The organism is Polynucleobacter yangtzensis, assembly GCF_001595965.1.
Taxonomy (GTDB): domain Bacteria; phylum Pseudomonadota; class Gammaproteobacteria; order Burkholderiales; family Burkholderiaceae; genus Polynucleobacter; species Polynucleobacter yangtzensis.
This window is the reverse complement of record NZ_LOJI01000040.1, coordinates 268,966-284,022: the sequence shown is the minus strand read 5'-3', so window position 1 is coordinate 284,022 and position 15,057 is coordinate 268,966. Positions and strand designations below refer to the sequence as shown.

Annotated in this window: 20 protein-coding genes; 14 read left to right on the top strand and 6 right to left on the bottom strand. The window is 44.0% G+C overall.

Annotated elements, in window-relative coordinates:
- Positions 1-15: 15 nt before the first annotated feature.
- From JaK3_RS10325 to ahpC, 3 genes are all read right to left on the bottom strand, one after another.
- The gene (locus JaK3_RS10325; protein WP_068324545.1) at positions 16-651 is read right to left on the bottom strand and encodes an NAD(P)H-dependent oxidoreductase; all 636 of its coding nucleotides are present in this window, start codon (positions 649-651) and stop codon (positions 16-18) included.
- Positions 652-790: 139 nt separating this feature from the next.
- A complete protein-coding gene (ahpF, locus tag JaK3_RS10320; protein ID WP_068324542.1) occupies positions 791-2,368 on the bottom strand; it encodes an alkyl hydroperoxide reductase subunit F in 1,578 nt (525 codons plus the stop codon).
- Positions 2,369-2,468: 100 nt separating this feature from the next.
- Positions 2,469-3,032, bottom strand: a complete 564-nt coding sequence (ahpC, locus tag JaK3_RS10315; protein WP_068324539.1) for an alkyl hydroperoxide reductase subunit C — start codon at positions 3,030-3,032, stop codon at positions 2,469-2,471.
- 286 nt (positions 3,033-3,318) lie between these two features.
- Here ahpC and JaK3_RS10310 point away from each other — a divergent pair, with 286 nt between their 5' ends.
- The 3 genes from JaK3_RS10310 (at position 3,319) to JaK3_RS10300 (ending at position 6,808) form a co-directional block, all read left to right on the top strand.
- Positions 3,319-4,122 (top strand): hypothetical protein, encoded by an 804-nt coding sequence (locus JaK3_RS10310; protein ID WP_240480939.1) that lies wholly within the window; start codon positions 3,319-3,321, stop codon positions 4,120-4,122.
- A 100-nt stretch (positions 4,123-4,222) separates the two neighbouring features.
- Positions 4,223-5,050, top strand: a complete 828-nt coding sequence (locus JaK3_RS10305; RefSeq protein ID WP_068324535.1) for a hypothetical protein — start codon at positions 4,223-4,225, stop codon at positions 5,048-5,050.
- A gap of 51 nt (positions 5,051-5,101) precedes the next feature.
- Positions 5,102-6,808: an amidohydrolase gene (locus tag JaK3_RS10300; protein ID WP_068324532.1), complete on the top strand. Its 1,707-nt coding sequence runs from the start codon at positions 5,102-5,104 to the stop codon at positions 6,806-6,808.
- A 92-nt stretch (positions 6,809-6,900) separates the two neighbouring features.
- On the opposite strand, the gene JaK3_RS10295 is transcribed toward JaK3_RS10300, so the two are convergent.
- The gene (locus tag JaK3_RS10295; RefSeq protein ID WP_068324529.1) at positions 6,901-7,578 is read right to left on the bottom strand and encodes a DUF1345 domain-containing protein; all 678 of its coding nucleotides are present in this window, start codon (positions 7,576-7,578) and stop codon (positions 6,901-6,903) included.
- Between the two features lie 113 nt (positions 7,579-7,691).
- On the opposite strand from JaK3_RS10295, the gene JaK3_RS10705 reads away from it, so the two are divergent.
- Both JaK3_RS10705 and JaK3_RS10290 read left to right on the top strand, forming a co-directional pair.
- On the top strand, positions 7,692-7,844 hold the full coding sequence (locus JaK3_RS10705) for a hypothetical protein (RefSeq protein WP_161484717.1): 153 nt from the start codon (positions 7,692-7,694) through the stop codon (positions 7,842-7,844).
- A gap of 126 nt (positions 7,845-7,970) precedes the next feature.
- Positions 7,971-8,522, top strand: a complete 552-nt coding sequence (locus JaK3_RS10290; RefSeq protein ID WP_068324527.1) for a phasin family protein — start codon at positions 7,971-7,973, stop codon at positions 8,520-8,522.
- A gap of 17 nt (positions 8,523-8,539) precedes the next feature.
- On the opposite strand, the gene JaK3_RS10285 is transcribed toward JaK3_RS10290, so the two are convergent.
- Together JaK3_RS10285 and JaK3_RS10280 are read right to left on the bottom strand one after the other, a co-directional pair.
- Positions 8,540-9,439 (bottom strand): histone deacetylase family protein, encoded by a 900-nt coding sequence (locus tag JaK3_RS10285; protein ID WP_068324524.1) that lies wholly within the window; start codon positions 9,437-9,439, stop codon positions 8,540-8,542.
- Positions 9,436-9,810: a DUF2237 family protein gene (locus tag JaK3_RS10280; RefSeq protein WP_068324675.1), complete on the bottom strand. Its 375-nt coding sequence runs from the start codon at positions 9,808-9,810 to the stop codon at positions 9,436-9,438. Before JaK3_RS10280 ends, JaK3_RS10285 begins: the two co-directional genes overlap by 4 nt.
- A gap of 61 nt (positions 9,811-9,871) precedes the next feature.
- On the opposite strand from JaK3_RS10280, the gene JaK3_RS10275 reads away from it, so the two are divergent.
- The 9 genes from JaK3_RS10275 to JaK3_RS10235 all read left to right on the top strand — a co-directional run bounded on the left by JaK3_RS10275 (position 9,872) and on the right by JaK3_RS10235 (position 14,959).
- Complete coding sequence (locus JaK3_RS10275) at positions 9,872-10,282, top strand: thiol-disulfide oxidoreductase DCC family protein (RefSeq protein ID WP_068324521.1); 411 nt, start codon at positions 9,872-9,874, stop codon at positions 10,280-10,282.
- A gap of 5 nt (positions 10,283-10,287) precedes the next feature.
- A complete protein-coding gene (locus tag JaK3_RS10270) occupies positions 10,288-10,827 on the top strand; it encodes a chalcone isomerase family protein (RefSeq protein WP_240480938.1) in 540 nt (179 codons plus the stop codon).
- Positions 10,828-10,830: 3 nt separating this feature from the next.
- Positions 10,831-11,379, top strand: coding sequence for a DUF3833 domain-containing protein (locus tag JaK3_RS10265; RefSeq protein WP_068324515.1), 549 nt, complete (start codon positions 10,831-10,833; stop codon positions 11,377-11,379).
- A gap of 70 nt (positions 11,380-11,449) precedes the next feature.
- The gene (locus JaK3_RS10260) at positions 11,450-11,884 is read left to right on the top strand and encodes a DUF2452 domain-containing protein (protein ID WP_068324511.1); all 435 of its coding nucleotides are present in this window, start codon (positions 11,450-11,452) and stop codon (positions 11,882-11,884) included.
- Between the two features lie 34 nt (positions 11,885-11,918).
- Positions 11,919-12,899 (top strand): quinone oxidoreductase family protein, encoded by a 981-nt coding sequence (locus JaK3_RS10255; protein ID WP_068324508.1) that lies wholly within the window; start codon positions 11,919-11,921, stop codon positions 12,897-12,899.
- Between the two features lie 75 nt (positions 12,900-12,974).
- On the top strand, positions 12,975-13,388 hold the full coding sequence (locus JaK3_RS10250) for a hypothetical protein (RefSeq protein ID WP_068324505.1): 414 nt from the start codon (positions 12,975-12,977) through the stop codon (positions 13,386-13,388).
- Positions 13,389-13,500: 112 nt separating this feature from the next.
- Positions 13,501-13,920, top strand: coding sequence for a MarR family winged helix-turn-helix transcriptional regulator (locus JaK3_RS10245; RefSeq protein WP_068324502.1), 420 nt, complete (start codon positions 13,501-13,503; stop codon positions 13,918-13,920).
- A gap of 23 nt (positions 13,921-13,943) precedes the next feature.
- Positions 13,944-14,354, top strand: coding sequence for a DoxX family protein (locus JaK3_RS10240; protein ID WP_068324499.1), 411 nt, complete (start codon positions 13,944-13,946; stop codon positions 14,352-14,354).
- 53 nt (positions 14,355-14,407) lie between these two features.
- On the top strand, positions 14,408-14,959 hold the full coding sequence (locus tag JaK3_RS10235) for a flavodoxin family protein (protein WP_068324496.1): 552 nt from the start codon (positions 14,408-14,410) through the stop codon (positions 14,957-14,959).
- Positions 14,960-15,057: the final 98 nt, after the last annotated feature.

Here is a 15,057-nt window from a genome sequence, read left to right as displayed (position 1 = left end):
CAGGAATGAGATTACTTATTCAATCCAAGTAATAAAACTTTCCTTGGGCTTTCTGACTTTTTTCAGGCTCACCAACCAATCCTCATCGGCTTTTCTGTAGCCTAATGGCAGCATGACCACGCTGCGCAGACCCTTTTCTTTGAGGTTTAGGATTTCATCTAGAGCTGCAGCATCAAATCCCTCCATTGGCGTGGAGTCTACTTGCTCATAGGCGGCTGCAATGAGTGCAGTCCCCAATCCAATATAGGCTTGTTTTGCTGCATGGGTGTAATTGGTTTCAGCATCACGAGAGGTGTAGCCACTGAGTAACTTTTGACGATAGATATCACCTGCTTCACTTTTGAAGTTACGAATCTTCTCGGTCATATCAAATGATTGATTAATGCGATCTGCTGTGTAGGTATCCCAGGCTGCAAAAACTAGCAAATGAGAAGAATCAACTATTTGAGTTTGGTCCCAAGCAATCGCCTTAATCTTTTCACGAATAGCTTTATTGGTAATGACTAGCACCTCATATGGCTGTAATCCGCTGGAGCTCGCAGTTAGCCGAATAGCTTCTAAAATTTGCTCAACCTTTTCTTGGGGTACGGCTTTTGTCGGATCCATTTTTTTAGTTGCGTAACGCCACTGTAGATTCTCAATTAAGCTCATTCTGATTCCTTTAAGATTGGTGAATATATAGATGGTTCAGTGTAATTTATATCTTGATAGTCTCAATAACTGGCAATTCATTTGCATGTAAAAAGGGGCCCTAAGACCCCTTTTTTAACTACAGATTCTCTTGATTCTATTAGGCAGCTAAGGCCTCTTCAGGCTCAGTAACTGATGAGCGGATCAGGTAATCAAATGCGCCGAGAGAAGCCTTGGCACCTTCGCCCATGGCGATGATGATTTGCTTGTAAGGAACAGTCGTGCAATCACCCGCTGCAAATACTCCAGGTAAAGAAGTTTCACCTTTTGCATCCACAATGACTTCGCCATGTTTTGACAAATCAAGAGTACCTTTGAGCCAATCCGTGTTTGGCAATAAACCAATTTGCACAAAGATGCCTTCAAGCTCAAGAGTATGCTCAGAATTATTGGTGCGATCTTGGTAGCGCAAGCCATTGACTTTGCCACCTGCACCCAATACCTCTTTGGTAAGAGCGCTCATGATGACGGTTACATTTGGCAGGCTAGCCATTTTCTTCTGAAGCACTGCATCAGCACGTAATTTGCTATCAAACTCAATTAAGGTGACGTGGCTCACAATGCCGGCCAAATCAATTGCAGCCTCAACGCCAGAGTTACCACCGCCAATGACGGCAACACGCTTGCCTTTGAATAAAGGGCCATCGCAGTGAGGGCAGTAGGCAACACCTTTGCCACGGTACTCTTGTTCGCCAGGAACATTCATTTCTCTCCAGCGAGCACCAGTGCTCAAGATAACGGATTTGCTTTTCAGTACCGCACCATTAACCAATTCCACTTCAAGACCATTGGCAGTTTTGCGCAATGCATTAGCACGCTGCAAATTCATGATGTCGACTTCATAGCTCTTTACATGTTGCTCAAGCGCTTGAACCAATTTAGGCCCCTCAGTCTCTTTAACAGAGATGAGGTTTTCAATGCCCATGGTATCCATGACCTGGCCGCCAAAGCGCTCTGCCACGATGCCGGTACGGATGCCTTTACGTGCTGCGTAGATTGCCGCCGCTGAACCAGCAGGTCCACCGCCGATAACTAAAACGTCATATGGATCTTTGGCGGAGAGCTTTGCAGCCTCTTCTTTAGGGCTTGCAGTATCGAGCTTAGCCACAATCTCTTCAACACTCATGCGGCCTTGTCCAAACACTTCGCCATTCAAGATCACGGTTGGTACCGCCATGATTTGGAATTGATCTACCAATTCTTGATAGAGGGCGCCGTCAACCATTTCATGGGTAACGTTTGGGTTTAGGGCAGCCATGAGATTGAGTGCTTGCACAACATCAGGACAGTTATGGCATGACAAGGAAATAAAAGTCTGGAAGTTGAGCTTGCTATCAAGCTTAATGATGCGATCAATGATCTCTTGCTCTACTTTTGCTGGATAGCCGCTGGCTTGCAAAATGGCCAAAATGAAAGAGGTCATTTCATGGCCCATTGGTAGGCCCGCAAAGATAATGCGCGCTTCTTGATCGAGCTTGCTTACAGTGAAGCTAGGAGTATGCGTAGCTTTACCATCTGTTTTGACGGTAATCTTGTCAGACTGCTCAGCCACTTCATTTAAGAGTTCAAGCATCTGCTTTGAACTGTCGCCTTCATCTAGGCTTGCTACGAGAACGATAGGGCTAACAATCTTTTCAAAATACACTTTTAACTGAGATTTGATATTGGTATCGAGCATGGTAATTTCCTTGGGTAATTTTTTTAGGTGAGTCTATTGGGCAGGATGTTGTCCTCTCCAATAGACTCTCCGAAGAGAGTCTATGGATTAGAGCTTCAGCTTAGATCTTGCCTACGAGATCCAAAGAAGGAGTCAATGTTGCGGCGCCCTCTTTCCACTTAGCTGGGCAAACTTCGCCTGGGTGTGCAGCTGTGTACTGTGCAGCTTTTAGCTTGCGCAATGTTTCAGAAACGTCACGTGCGATTTCGTTAGAGTGAATTTCTGCAGTCTTAATCACACCTTCTGGATTGATGATGAATGTGCCGCGCAATGCCAAACCTGCTTCAGGAATGTGAACGCCAAATGCATTTGTTAATGTGTGTGTTGGATCGCCAACGAGTGGGAACTTTGCTTTACCAACAGCAGGAGATGTCTCATGCCAAACTTTGTGTGAGAAATGTGTATCAGTTGTCACGATATACACTTCAGCACCCATCTTTTGGAATTCTGGATAGTTCTCAGCCGCATCTTCAATTTCTGTTGGGCAGTTGAAAGTAAATGCTGCTGGCATAAAAATCAGAACTGACCAATGACCTTTGAGGGTTTCGTCAGTAATCGTTACAAACTTGCCGTTATGGAAAGCTTCGGTTTTAAATGGTTGAACTGCAGTATTGATGATGGACATCTGTGCTCCTTGTTTTGGTTAATCAATCTTTTTAGTAGCTAATGCAACTGAGTGGATTTTGAACCTCAGTTTTTTATTTGTCTAATGAATAAATTTGATATTTATGATCGAATTTATTGATAATAGGCTCTAGGGGCTTCATTCGCCCTCAGGGTGGCCTAAATAACGCTATTTGGTGGAATTGACCTTTTGGAGTTTTAAAGGATCTAGGTACATCTTTGGGCTATAGTGCCCCATTAAAGAGATAAATGTAAAAAAGCGCCAGTATCGAGCGCCATCACCTTTTATGAAATTGTTTTTATTTTTCCTTTTCACTCTTTTCGTTTCGGCTAGCCATGCAGAAGAATTGTTTGTGCCACTCTCGCAGTTCGACAATGATTCTCAGCGCTTGACTAACAATAAGGTTCTGGAGTTTTGGGGTTATCACAATTACGACAATAACGATAATTATCAAAATGTTTTGAAGTTACGTTACTACAATCCTCTCGAAGCGGGCGATTGGCAAGGGCGTATCCGTTTAGATACTTCTTATGCCTCCAGTTACAACTCGATTTCTTCAGCCAATAATGCAGGGCAGTACAGTGCCGGTAACACCATGGTCACTATCTGGGGGCAGGACAAAACTTTTCTGAAGCCTTTGGGTGCTTTGGTTGGTGGGCGCGTCATATTTCCATTTGGCAACAATGGACAGTGGGCAGTGGGGCCGCAATTGAACTGGTCGTTTGTACCTACAGTTAATAGTCTTTTGGGTCTGACAGATTTCTCTCCGCTGATTCGGTATATGTACGGCTTTGATACCAAAAATAATAGTCTTGTTGTGAATCCAACTCAGCCAGCATTAATGCGAAGCTTGCAGCTTTATCCAACCGTTGGCTTCCAGTTATCCCCCAATACCATGCTGCGTTTTTGGGACGAAAACGGCGCTGTTTATAACTCTGCTGGCGGAGGCTGGTTTGTGCCAATTGATGCGATGGTGACACATCGTCTAACAAAAAACTGGGTATTTGCTATAGGCGGAAGCAAGCAGGTGGTACAAACCTATCGCCAGTATGACTGGTCCACCTATGCGAAGATTTCTTATAACTTTTAGGCACCAATGCTCCCTTGGATATTGGCTCTGCAGTCTATAATTTCTTTCAAAATTAGTAGTAAATATTACCCAATCAGCATCGATCCCCAATAGGGCTTTTATGAAGAAAAAAATTCTGGCGTCATTCCTCTCAGTTTCAGCAATCTTGACTACCGCGAGCGTTGCTCATGCTGATCAAGATTTATCGCCACTCCCCAAAATTGCAGATGAATGGCGCTTCGAGGTTACTCCTTATTTGTGGGGCTCCGGAGTAACCTCTTCACTCTTTTATAACGACCGCTACCTTAATACAGCCACGCTTTCTACGAGTAATGTGCTGGGTGATCTGAAATCAGGCGGCATGATTACTGCCGAAGCGCATTACGGTAAATGGGGCATCTTCGGCGATCTCGTCTCTGCAACTCTTCAAACAACAGGTAATTCAAATGTTTCTGTGAAGCCGCCTTCATTGGGTGGCGCAGTAGTACCGGTTAATGTCGCAGATAAGGTCACGTTGCAACAAAATATAATTACTGGAGCGGCAACCTATACGGTCCTCAGCAATCAGAATATTTACCTGGATGGGTTATTAGGTGCGCGCGGCATCATGGCAACTGCTACTGTCTCGGCAGACTTGTCTGCATTTGGATACTCGAGAGGTGTGGTTGACTCTAAATCTGTCTCCACTCTTGATCCCATTGTCGGCTTTAAGGGTCGCTATCGTATTGCTGACTCCACTTGGTACATTCCCTTTTATGCGGACATCGGCGGCGGTGGCGGCACTACCAATATGACTTGGCAGGGTGTTCTTGGCGTGGGTAAAACATTTGAAAAATGGGTGGACGTATCGCTTGCCTATCGTACCTTGTACTACGACATGAATGGTGATGGGCTTTTGCAGAAAACTACCTTTAAGGGTCCGCAGATAGCTGCAACATTTAAGTTTTAAATACGCCGACCACTCATACTGGATTAATCAATTAAGCGCTGGGACAAAAACATGAAACTCGCACCAAAACTACTTTCCGCACTGTTAATGGCGCAATGCGCAGTCACCTTTGCTAAAGGCAATGCCGATACGATTTTTTATGGTGGTCCCATTGTGACAGTGAATGCTAAGAACGAAGAAGTTCAGGCGCTCGCAGTACAAAATGGCAAGATTGTTGCAGTCGGCACTAAAGATGCGGTTACTAAAGAATGGCAGACTGAATCTACCAAAGTGATCGATCTAAAAGGTCAAACTTTGATGCCAGGTTTTGTAGAGCCTCATGTGCATATCCTGGTGACCTCAGTGTTCGAAGGCTTGGGCTTGAATTTAAGTAACTTTACTTTGCCTTATGACACCAAAGAAACATTGATTAAGAAAATGAAGGCCGCCCTCAAAGACGTGCCTGCTGGCGGATGGCTTTTTGGCTTTGGTGTTGATCCATCACGCACCACACCTTTTATGGCTGAGCTCACTGCGGATGATTTAGATACGGTTTCGAAAGATGTTCCCATTTTTATCGTGAATCAATCCGGTCATATTGGCTATGTAAATCACAAGGCTTTGGAGTTAGCTGGCGTTACAGATAAAACACCAAATCCTCCAGGTGGCGGTATTTATGTGAAGGATGCTAAAGGCAAGCTGACAGGCAAATTAGTAGAGCCACCTTCTTACTTGCCATTTATGGCAAAGATGCCAGCTCCTACCGAGGCTCAATTATTTGGCGCTATTCAAGGCACCATGAAAAAAATTGCCTCAACCGGTGTAACTACTGCTTCTGAAATGAGTGTTGGCGGGAATTTCGGCGTTGATAAAGAGGTTGCAATTTATAAGGCTATTTTTGCTAAAGATGCAGCACCTATTCGAGTGCGCGGCTATTTATTTAGCGAGGCTTTACCTACAGGCAAAACCTCTGTTAAGCCAAATGAGGGCGATGACAAATTGCGCTTTATTGGTATTAAATATATTTCAGATGGTTCTACTCAAGGTTTAACGGCCGCTCTAAATGCACCTTATACCTATCCAAAAAACTCCAAATGGAGCGGAGCGTTGAACTTTAAAGATGCTGAAATTTATGCGTCCATGAAGGGGTTCTTTGATCAGGGCTGGCAAATTTCTACTCACTCTAATGGTGATAAGGCAATTGATCAAACTCTTGCGAGCTATTCAAAATTACTTGCCGGTAATCCTAAGCCTCAAGATCGTCGTTTGCGTATGGAGCATTTCACTGTTAATACTGAAGCCCAAGTAAAGCAGGCAGCCAAGTTAGGAGTGGTGCCTAGCTTCACTATTGGCCACGTAGATTATTGGGGCGCTGCATTTAACGATCATATTATTGGACCAGAGCGTGCTAAGCGTATAGATCCAGCAGGAGACTTCAAACGTGCAGGCGGTAAATTTACATTGCATAGTGATTCACCCGTTTCAAATGTGGGTCCTTTGAATTACGTTAGCGAAGAAGTAACGCGCTTATGGCAGTTGCCACCCCAAAAGGTTTTAGGGCCTGATCAAGCGGTTTCGGTTGACGATGCAATACGTGCCATCACCATCGACGCTGCCTATCAAATTTTTGCAGACAATATCGTGGGCAGCTTAGAAGTAGGCAAACAAGCCGACTTAGTTATTTTGGAAAAGAATCCTCGTCAAACAGCGCCAACTGATATTCGTAATATTAAAGTAAAAGGTACGTGGATTGATGGCAAGCCAGTTAGCCTGCAGTAAATATCTCTTAATTGTTGTCGGTATTTAATAAAGACACTCGCTGATGCGGGTGTTTTTATTTGCCTACAACAACTTAGAAAACTAAACTGAGCTTAAGTAAATGCCACAACACCAGCAATAAGATTAATCGCTAGTGCAAGCAGGGAAGCGTTAAACACAAAAGCAGTCATTCCCTGGATCATGACTAAAAACCGGATTCTGGAGCTGGCAATGTTGACGTCAGCAGTCTGGCAAGTCATACCAATTACCATAGAAAAGTAAAGAAAGTCTACATAGGTAGGCCTTTGCTTGCCGGCAAATAGCAAAGGGGCTTCTTTGGTTTTCTCAAACTCTTGATAGTAGGCGTGAGCGTAATGCAGGGCAAAAGCTGTATGTACAAATAACCAAGAGATCGCATATGTGCTTAGCACTAGGCAAACGTGACGAATAGCCAAATGAATAGGAAGGGTTTTAATGCCCGAGAGAATGATCACGATAGTGATCAGGCTTGCAGCTGCTGCCAAAATAATGATGAGCAGGATGATTGCAGCGCCATCATCCTCTTTCTTTGAAAGCCACAAGATATTTTCTTGGGTTGAATAGAACATCATGATGTAGGTAAGAGCCAAGTAAAGACTTCCTGCTAGCGCCCAAGAGAGGGCTAGGCTAATGGTGGAGGAAGACTCAGAGGAGAGCAGAAAAAATGCCCCAAAGCCAGCAATGGCGACAATAATCAGTCTTGATATGGCGCTGATGTGGTGCCAGTGTTGTGTCCAGTGTGTCGCTTTCATAGTGATACTAGTATGCACTTAAAATAAAGTCTGACATCTCCAGGATTGCACTTCTTTGTGATTGAATGGTGATAGACAGTACTAACAAGCTTAATTAAGTGGAGGGCCGCAAAGTGCGTTCAAATATTAGAAGTTGGAGCTTAGTAGCGGGCGCACTCATTATTTTGGCCGCCTGCATTTTTGCTTATTTATCGACAAGGCTCGCTGAGGCTGATTTAGCAAGTTTGATTAACATGCTTACCCCATCTGTTCGCTGGGCTGCATAAGCTAGTTTATTCAAATATCTGGTGCCTATCTTGCTGCAGGGGGCTCCATCTACTGGTATTTCTCTATAGAAACCCATCCTTAGTGGAGTAGATTGGTATCTGACATTACCCATCTGAAAGGTTGATATGAGCAAGAAACCATTTGATATGAAAGCTATGCCGGGACAACAAAGTGCTGTTGATGCAACCAGAGCCGCCGGACGTGTGGCGATAGAAAGTGCTCAGGCGATTACGCAGATCAATCAGCAAGCTACACAAGAGTTGGCTGCGATGATTCAGAAGCGGGTGTCTGAGCTCATGAAGACTCAAGACCCTAAATCTGCTTTCGAGTATGTTCATGCTGAGGTATTGCAGGATGCGGCTAAAGAGATTGCTCAATATCACAATCAGTTATTGCAAGTATTAAAGAGTGGTAATCAGGAGTTGACTGATATTGCTGAAACAATGATTCAGGAATCTAAAGCAGACCTCATTCACTTTGTAAATGAAGCTACTGATAACGCGCCAGTTGGCAGCGAGGCTTATGTATCCGTATTTAAAACATCTTTCAATAACGCGTTACAGAATTTTGAATTGATTCGTGCTGCAATGGCTGACTCATTCACTAATTTTGAGAAGAGCGTTGAGAATGTCAGCAATCTTTCAAGCCAAAAAGGCTCTTCAAAAAAGAAGGGTTGAGCCTTTAAGGTTGTAGTTCAATATTGTTTCTGAAATTGCAGGGCGATTTTGATAGTCTGAAAATGAATATCGACAGTAGATTCAATTTCTTTGCCGTAGCCGCCCGCCATTGAGAATGCAATAGGCAGCTGCCGATCTAGTGCGTATTGAAACACCATTTCATCTCGCAGACGCATCCCATCCTTGCTGATATTCAGTCTTCCGAGTCGATCGCCCTCATGTGGGTCGGCGCCAGCCAAGAAAATCAGGCAATCTGCCTTAAATCGTGAATCTAATTGATCAAGGGCTGTACTCAATGAGTGCAAGTAGACTTCATCATTGCTGCCATCAGCCAGGCCCACATCCAGATCACTTTGCTCTTTCTTAAAGGGAAAATTATTTTCCCCGTGAATGGATAGAGTGAAGATGGAATCATCATTTTGCAAAATGGCTGCAGTGCCGTTTCCCTGATGAACATCCAAATCAATCACAGCAACTTTTAGGGATGGGTTAATTTCTTTTTGCAGAGTCCGTGCTGCGATAGCGGAATCATTAAATACACAAAATCCACTTCCGGTATCGCGATAGGCATGATGAGTGCCTCCAGCTAGATTGGCGGCGATACCTTCTTGGATAGCCGTTTTGGCTGCGGCTACAGTGGCGCCTGCTGAACGTCGTGAGCGCTCAACCATTTGACTGCTCCAGGGAAAGCCGATTTCTCTTTGCTCTTGTGCTGAAAGTGTTCCCTCTATCACTTTAATGAGGTAGCTTGGATCATGAGCATACAAAATTTGCGTATCTGTTACTGACGGCGCTTCAACCAGCTCAATACCTGCTTGCGATCCCACTAAATCTCGCAAGCGTGAGTACTTCTCCATCGGGAAGCGATGCCCTGCCGGTAACGGCAATACAAAATGGTCGGTATAAAAAGCCTTCAAACTTCTCTCGCGTATTCCTTGAGGATGTTCATCGGCACTGTTTCCAGCGCCTTAATGTGTGTACTTTCTAGCTTGATATATGGAGCGCAATTGGCGTTTAATGCCTCAACCCAGCGATTGATACATAAGCACCATTGGTCACCCGCAAGTAAACCAGGGAATCGATACTCTGGTCTGGGGGTAATGAGATCGTTCCCCTTTTGCAGGCTAAATTGCAAAAAGGCATCTGTAACGATGGCGCATACCAAATGACTACCCACATCTTCTTCGTTGGTTTTGCAGCAACCATCTCTAAAAAACCCTGTTAGAGGATCAAAGGAGCAGGGAATCAGTGGCTCTCCAAATACATTCAGTGCAATCTCATTTTGCATAACAACCTTAATAGTATTAGTGCCAACCAGTTTATTGAATAAGCCGTAAACTTGCTTAACCATGACTCAACTAGAGAAACTCACTTTGTTCTATGATGGCGCTTGCCCACTATGTCAGGCGGAGATTCTTTTTTTGTCAGGACGCAATCAAGCTAACTTATTGGACTTTGTTGACATTAATTCTGAGCGGTTTGACCCTCAAAAATTGGGTGTCTCATGTGAGGCTGCCCTAGCAGCCATGTATGGCCAATTTGCTAGCGGAAAATTAATACAAGGCGTTGCTGTATTTCCTGAGGCTTATCGCCGAGCGGATTTGCCGCGTCTTGCCTGGTTCTTTTCAAGAAAGTCTTTGCAGCCATTCCTAAAATTGGGGTATATGTTTTTTGCTAAAAATAGACATGCAATCTCTAGTCTTTTTGGGCCGGCCGCACTTCGTTTAGTCAAATCCAAATCAGGGGTGATTCCGTCATGAAGAGGATGCCATTATTTCTGGTACTGACTTTGTTGACCGTGTTCTTAACAAATGGCTTTGCTCGCGAGCCAATTGAATTACCTCCAAATATCAGTTCTGCAAAATTGCAGGGTAGCGGTCGACTAACTTGGTTTGGTCTCCATGTGTATGATGCCGCGTTTTATCGGGTTGGCTCACTTTCCTCGCCCGATTTCGCGTTGAATTTACGCTACCAAAAATCTTTTTCAGGAGCATCCATTGCCAATCGTAGCGCTGAAGAGATGAAACGCATTGGGGTGCCAGAGGCTCAGGCAGTGCTTTGGGGGAGAGAGTTAACTACTTTCTTGCCGAATGTTGAGTCTGGACAAACCTTAACAGCAATATATTCCCCCAAGCAAGGGACAACTTTTTATCACGACGGCAAGCAGATCGCTCAAGTACCAGGGGCTGAATTTTCAAAAGCATTTTTTGGGATTTGGCTTGACCCAAAAACAAGTGCTCCTAAGTTGCGTACTGAGTTACTTGGACAATCCTGTCCCCCACCCATTTTTAGTGAGGCTTGTTAATTCATGAAATCCCTTCTTTCCCGAATCATCACATTAGCATTCTTTGGGCTATTTTTGGTGTCATGCTCAACGCCACAAGTTTCTCAATACGCCAATGAAAAACCCGTCCTCGATTTGAGCGAATATTTTTCTGGAACGATCGATGCCTATGGCATCTTTACTGACCGCAGTGGTGAAGTAAAGAAACGCTTTACGGTATTAATCAAAGCAAATTGGACAATGGTTGATGGAAAAAAAGTAGGCACCCTAGATGAAAGCTTTGAATATTCTGATGGCACTAAGCAAAAGCGTATTTGGACACTTACAGAGCAGTCCCCGGGAAATTACATTGGTAGAGCGGATGACGTGGTGGGAGACGCGCAGGGTCAATTGGCTGGCAATGCCCTAAATTGGACTTATACCCTTGCTTTGCCAGTTGATGGCACTATTTACAACGTTCAATTTAATGATTGGATGTATCTAGTTACGCCTAAAGTAATGCTCAATAAGGCCAAAATGAGTAAGTTTGGCATTGAGCTCGGCGAAGTAACCTTGAGCTTCTACAAGCGCTAAGCAAAAGCATGGGATTTGTGTCACACTTTCCGCGAACATCATTTATTAATTTAGAAATACAGGGCATTTCATGAGAATCGAAGATACCGATCCAGCGCGCCATGCAGGGATTGAATATCCAATGGAAGTGGGTGCCCCTGTATTTGCGCCTATCAAGGTCACCGAAGAAAAAGACAAGGCTGTTAACGTAGCGCGCCAGAATGCGAAGTTGGAGTACGACCGCATTATGGAGCAAGCTGAAGTCTTAATGAAGCAAGCAAAAGCCTTGCAAGCAAGGCTTGATGCTACCGAGATGGTGCATGGTGCCAAATTTAGCTTTAATCCAATCCACGGAAAAATTTACCACCTCTATTACGACAGCAGAAATAGCGTCAATGTCTTAATTCAGAATGGTCCAAGAGAATGGAGCTGCGGTATTCCAGATGGTTGGACCTATTCGATGGCGGTGAAGAAGTTAGGTGACAGTACCTGGGCAGTAATTGAAGAAGATGCCCTTACTGTATGATTATTTTCTCTCTATAAAAACAATAAGGTGACACGTGACAAAAGCTCGAGTTGTTAGTCTGACTGAACTAGGTAGCGCAGACGTAATCAAAGTAATAGACAAAGAACTGCCTCCACCAGCAAAAGGTGAAGTGCAAATTCGTCAAACCGCGATTGGTTTTAATTTCATTGACGTTTATCAGCGCTCTGGTGTTTACCCTCTAGAGATGCCTACTGGCCTTGGCCATGAAGCTGCAGGCGTTGTTGAAGCTGTGGGTGATGGTGTCACTGACTTTAAGGTTGGCGATCACGTGGTTTATATGAACGCTGGTATCGGTGCATACGCAAGTGCACGTAATGTTGCGGCGGATAAGTTGGTGTCAATACCAAATGGTATTTCTGATGAAGTAGCTGCAGCCGTTTTCTTCAAGGCAATGACTGCGCAATATCTTGTCCAGAAAACATACAAAGTAAAAGCTGGTGATGTGGTGCTTGTGCACGCAGCTGCAGGCGGCGTTGGTCAGATTTTGGCGGGCTGGGCGAAAGCCTTAGGCGCCTTTATTGTTGGTACAGTAGGCTCTCCTGCAAAGTTTGCTGCCGCTAAAGAGGCGGGCTGCGATGCGGTTGTCGACTACTCACAGCCTAATTGGGTTGAGGAAGTCATTAAAGCGACTGGTGGCAAAAAAGCCAATGTAGTTTATGACTCTGTTGCAAAGACTACTTTCTTGGGCTCATTGGATTGTGCCGCTCCATTTGGCACAGTTGCTTTATTCGGCGCTGCATCTGGACCGGCTCCAGAGATTCAGCCAGAAATCTTAAACAAGAAAGGCTGCCTGTTTTTAACAAGACCTTCTGTGTTTCCTCACAACGCAACTGCAGCCTTATTAAAAGAAAATGCTAAGGCAGTATTTGATGCAATTGCTAAAGGGCAGGTCAAAGTACAAATTGGTGCTAAGTTTTCTTTAGAGCAAGCAGCAGATGCACATCGCGCTGCTGAAGGTAGAAAAGTTTCTGGTGCAATTGTGATGACACCATAGGCTTAAGTGTCTAACGTACAAAAGCCCCGTCTATCGGGGCTTTTTTTATAACTCAATCGGGCGTAGGATAGGAGTATGAAAACACTTTTAAAAATAATCCTATCTACCCATTTGGTTTTAATGAGTACCTTGTCTCTGGCGCAAATTCCGGAGACGCAGTACTCACAAGGAATTTCCTATATCACTGGCGGTGTTGGTGAGGGTGAGACGGTAGCCATTCTTGCTGAGGCTAAGCAATGGCCATTGCTTTTGGAGATGTCTCAAATTGAGAATGGCAGGGGCGTCTGGATATTTGGCGCAACCATCAAAATCATGAGTGCAGCTAAAAAGCAAATAGTCTTTGATGCTCAAGCAGATGGACCTTATATGCTAGTTAACCTAGTGCCTGGCGATTACCTGATTGTTGCCGTTTATGGAGGTGTAACTCAAAAGCGATCCGTCTCCATAAAGGCTGACTCAACCCAAAAGATCTCACTCTTCTGGAAATGAAATCCTTCAATTCTGCTTAAAACCCACTTAAAAGTGGGTTTTTATTGCTCACTCTTGCATTTAGTTCTTATTAGTACTAAACTAGTTCTAATTAGTACTTTATAAAAGACAAATGAACTTTTTACCAACCCTTCGTAATCTGGTTTCCGCCTACCAATCATTTGAGAGATATTCGGCTCCCGACGTCAAAGCAATGGGATTGACTACGACTCAGTTTGATGTGATTGCAACATTGGGTAATCAGCCACCAATGACATGCAAAGATTTAGGGGAAAAGACTTTGGTAACCAAGGGCACTCTTACTGGTGTGCTAGAGCGTTTAGAGGTCAAGGGAATTTTGGAGCGCAAGTTAAATCCAGAAGATGCCCGCAGTCAAATGATTGGTCTAACTAAAGAGGGGCAAGCTTTATTTGAGAGAGTTTTTCCAATGCACCTTCAGCATTTAGAAAAAGCATTTTCAAAACTATCTGAAAAAGAGTTGGCAGAAGTGACCAAGTCTTTGCAAGTGATTAACCATATTTTTACAAATTAAATTATTCAAGACGGAGAGAGAACATGAACTCAGCATCTAAACTCTTAGCCTTGGTTGCCAGAATATTAATGGCATCTATTTTTATTTCAGCGGGATTTTCCAAGGTGTTTGGATTCGATGGAGTTACTGCTTATATTGCATCCAAAGGATTGCCAATGCCAATGATCATCGCTGGGCTCACAGTTGCCTTAGAAATTCTTGGCGGTCTTGCGATCATTATTGGCTATAAAGTCCGTATTGCCGGCTTACTTCTAGGTTTATTTTCTATCCTGGCAGCCTTTATATTCCATAACTTCTGGACATTTCCTCCAGAACAGGTTTACCTGCAGAACATCATGTTTATGAAGAATCTGAGTATGGCAGGCGGTTTATTTCTGTTAACTGTATTTGGGGCTGGCGGATACTCTATTGATGCCAGACTCGAAATGAAGTAACAGCGTTTTAAAGAAAAAATGATTGACAAGTTAAATGTGAAAAGGAGATTCTGATGACAAAAATTGCAGTGGTATTTCATAGTGGCTATGGTCACACAGTAAAACAGGCGGAGGCAGTTGCAAAAGGTGCGAATGCTACATTGGTGGCAATTGATGCTGAAGGTAATTTGACGGATGCACAGTGGGTAACTTTAAATGAAGCTGATGCCATTGTTTTTGGTTCACCAACTTATATGGGAACTGTAAGCTGGCAATTTAAAAAGTTTGCTGATGCAAGTTCTAAGCAATGGTTTTCACAGCAGTGGAAAGATAAAGTATTCGGTGGCTTTACTAATTCAGCCACGATGAATGGTGATAAGCATTCCACCTTGCATTACTTCTTTACTCTAGCAATGCAGCACAATGGCATATGGGTTGGAACTGGGTTGATGCCCTCCAACTCTAAAGCTGCCAAGCGTGATGACATTAACTACGTTGGCTCATCTGCTGGAGCGATGATGCAGACCCCGTCTGACGCAAGTGCGGATGAGGTTAATGCGGGCGACTTGGAGACCGCCAGACTCTATGGCCAGCGTATTGCAGAAATTACCAGGCGCCTAAAGTGATTTCAGTGTGAGCTAAGTAATTGATTTAATAGAGAAAACCACCTTCGGGTGGTTTTTTTGTTCTTGGTCGAGTCGGTTTATAATTTCATAAGTAATTG

Coding starts and splice junctions, on each gene's coding strand:
- JaK3_RS10325 (WP_068324545.1), bottom strand. CDS start 651: ATGAGCTTAATTGAGAATCTACAGTGGCGTTACGCAACTAAAAAAATG.
- ahpF (WP_068324542.1), bottom strand. CDS start 2,368: ATGCTCGATACCAATATCAAATCTCAGTTAAAAGTGTATTTTGAAAAG.
- ahpC (WP_068324539.1), bottom strand. CDS start 3,032: ATGTCCATCATCAATACTGCAGTTCAACCATTTAAAACCGAAGCTTTC.
- JaK3_RS10310 (WP_240480939.1), top strand. CDS start 3,319: ATGAAATTGTTTTTATTTTTCCTTTTCACTCTTTTCGTTTCGGCTAGC.
- JaK3_RS10305 (WP_068324535.1), top strand. CDS start 4,223: ATGAAGAAAAAAATTCTGGCGTCATTCCTCTCAGTTTCAGCAATCTTG.
- JaK3_RS10300 (WP_068324532.1), top strand. CDS start 5,102: ATGAAACTCGCACCAAAACTACTTTCCGCACTGTTAATGGCGCAATGC.
- JaK3_RS10295 (WP_068324529.1), bottom strand. CDS start 7,578: ATGAAAGCGACACACTGGACACAACACTGGCACCACATCAGCGCCATA.
- JaK3_RS10290 (WP_068324527.1), top strand. CDS start 7,971: ATGAGCAAGAAACCATTTGATATGAAAGCTATGCCGGGACAACAAAGT.
- JaK3_RS10280 (WP_068324675.1), bottom strand. CDS start 9,810: ATGCAAAATGAGATTGCACTGAATGTATTTGGAGAGCCACTGATTCCC.
- JaK3_RS10275 (WP_068324521.1), top strand. CDS start 9,872: ATGACTCAACTAGAGAAACTCACTTTGTTCTATGATGGCGCTTGCCCA.
- JaK3_RS10270 (WP_240480938.1), top strand. CDS start 10,288: ATGCCATTATTTCTGGTACTGACTTTGTTGACCGTGTTCTTAACAAAT.
- JaK3_RS10265 (WP_068324515.1), top strand. CDS start 10,831: ATGAAATCCCTTCTTTCCCGAATCATCACATTAGCATTCTTTGGGCTA.
- JaK3_RS10260 (WP_068324511.1), top strand. CDS start 11,450: ATGAGAATCGAAGATACCGATCCAGCGCGCCATGCAGGGATTGAATAT.
- JaK3_RS10250 (WP_068324505.1), top strand. CDS start 12,975: ATGAAAACACTTTTAAAAATAATCCTATCTACCCATTTGGTTTTAATG.
- JaK3_RS10245 (WP_068324502.1), top strand. CDS start 13,501: ATGAACTTTTTACCAACCCTTCGTAATCTGGTTTCCGCCTACCAATCA.
- JaK3_RS10240 (WP_068324499.1), top strand. CDS start 13,944: ATGAACTCAGCATCTAAACTCTTAGCCTTGGTTGCCAGAATATTAATG.
- JaK3_RS10235 (WP_068324496.1), top strand. CDS start 14,408: ATGACAAAAATTGCAGTGGTATTTCATAGTGGCTATGGTCACACAGTA.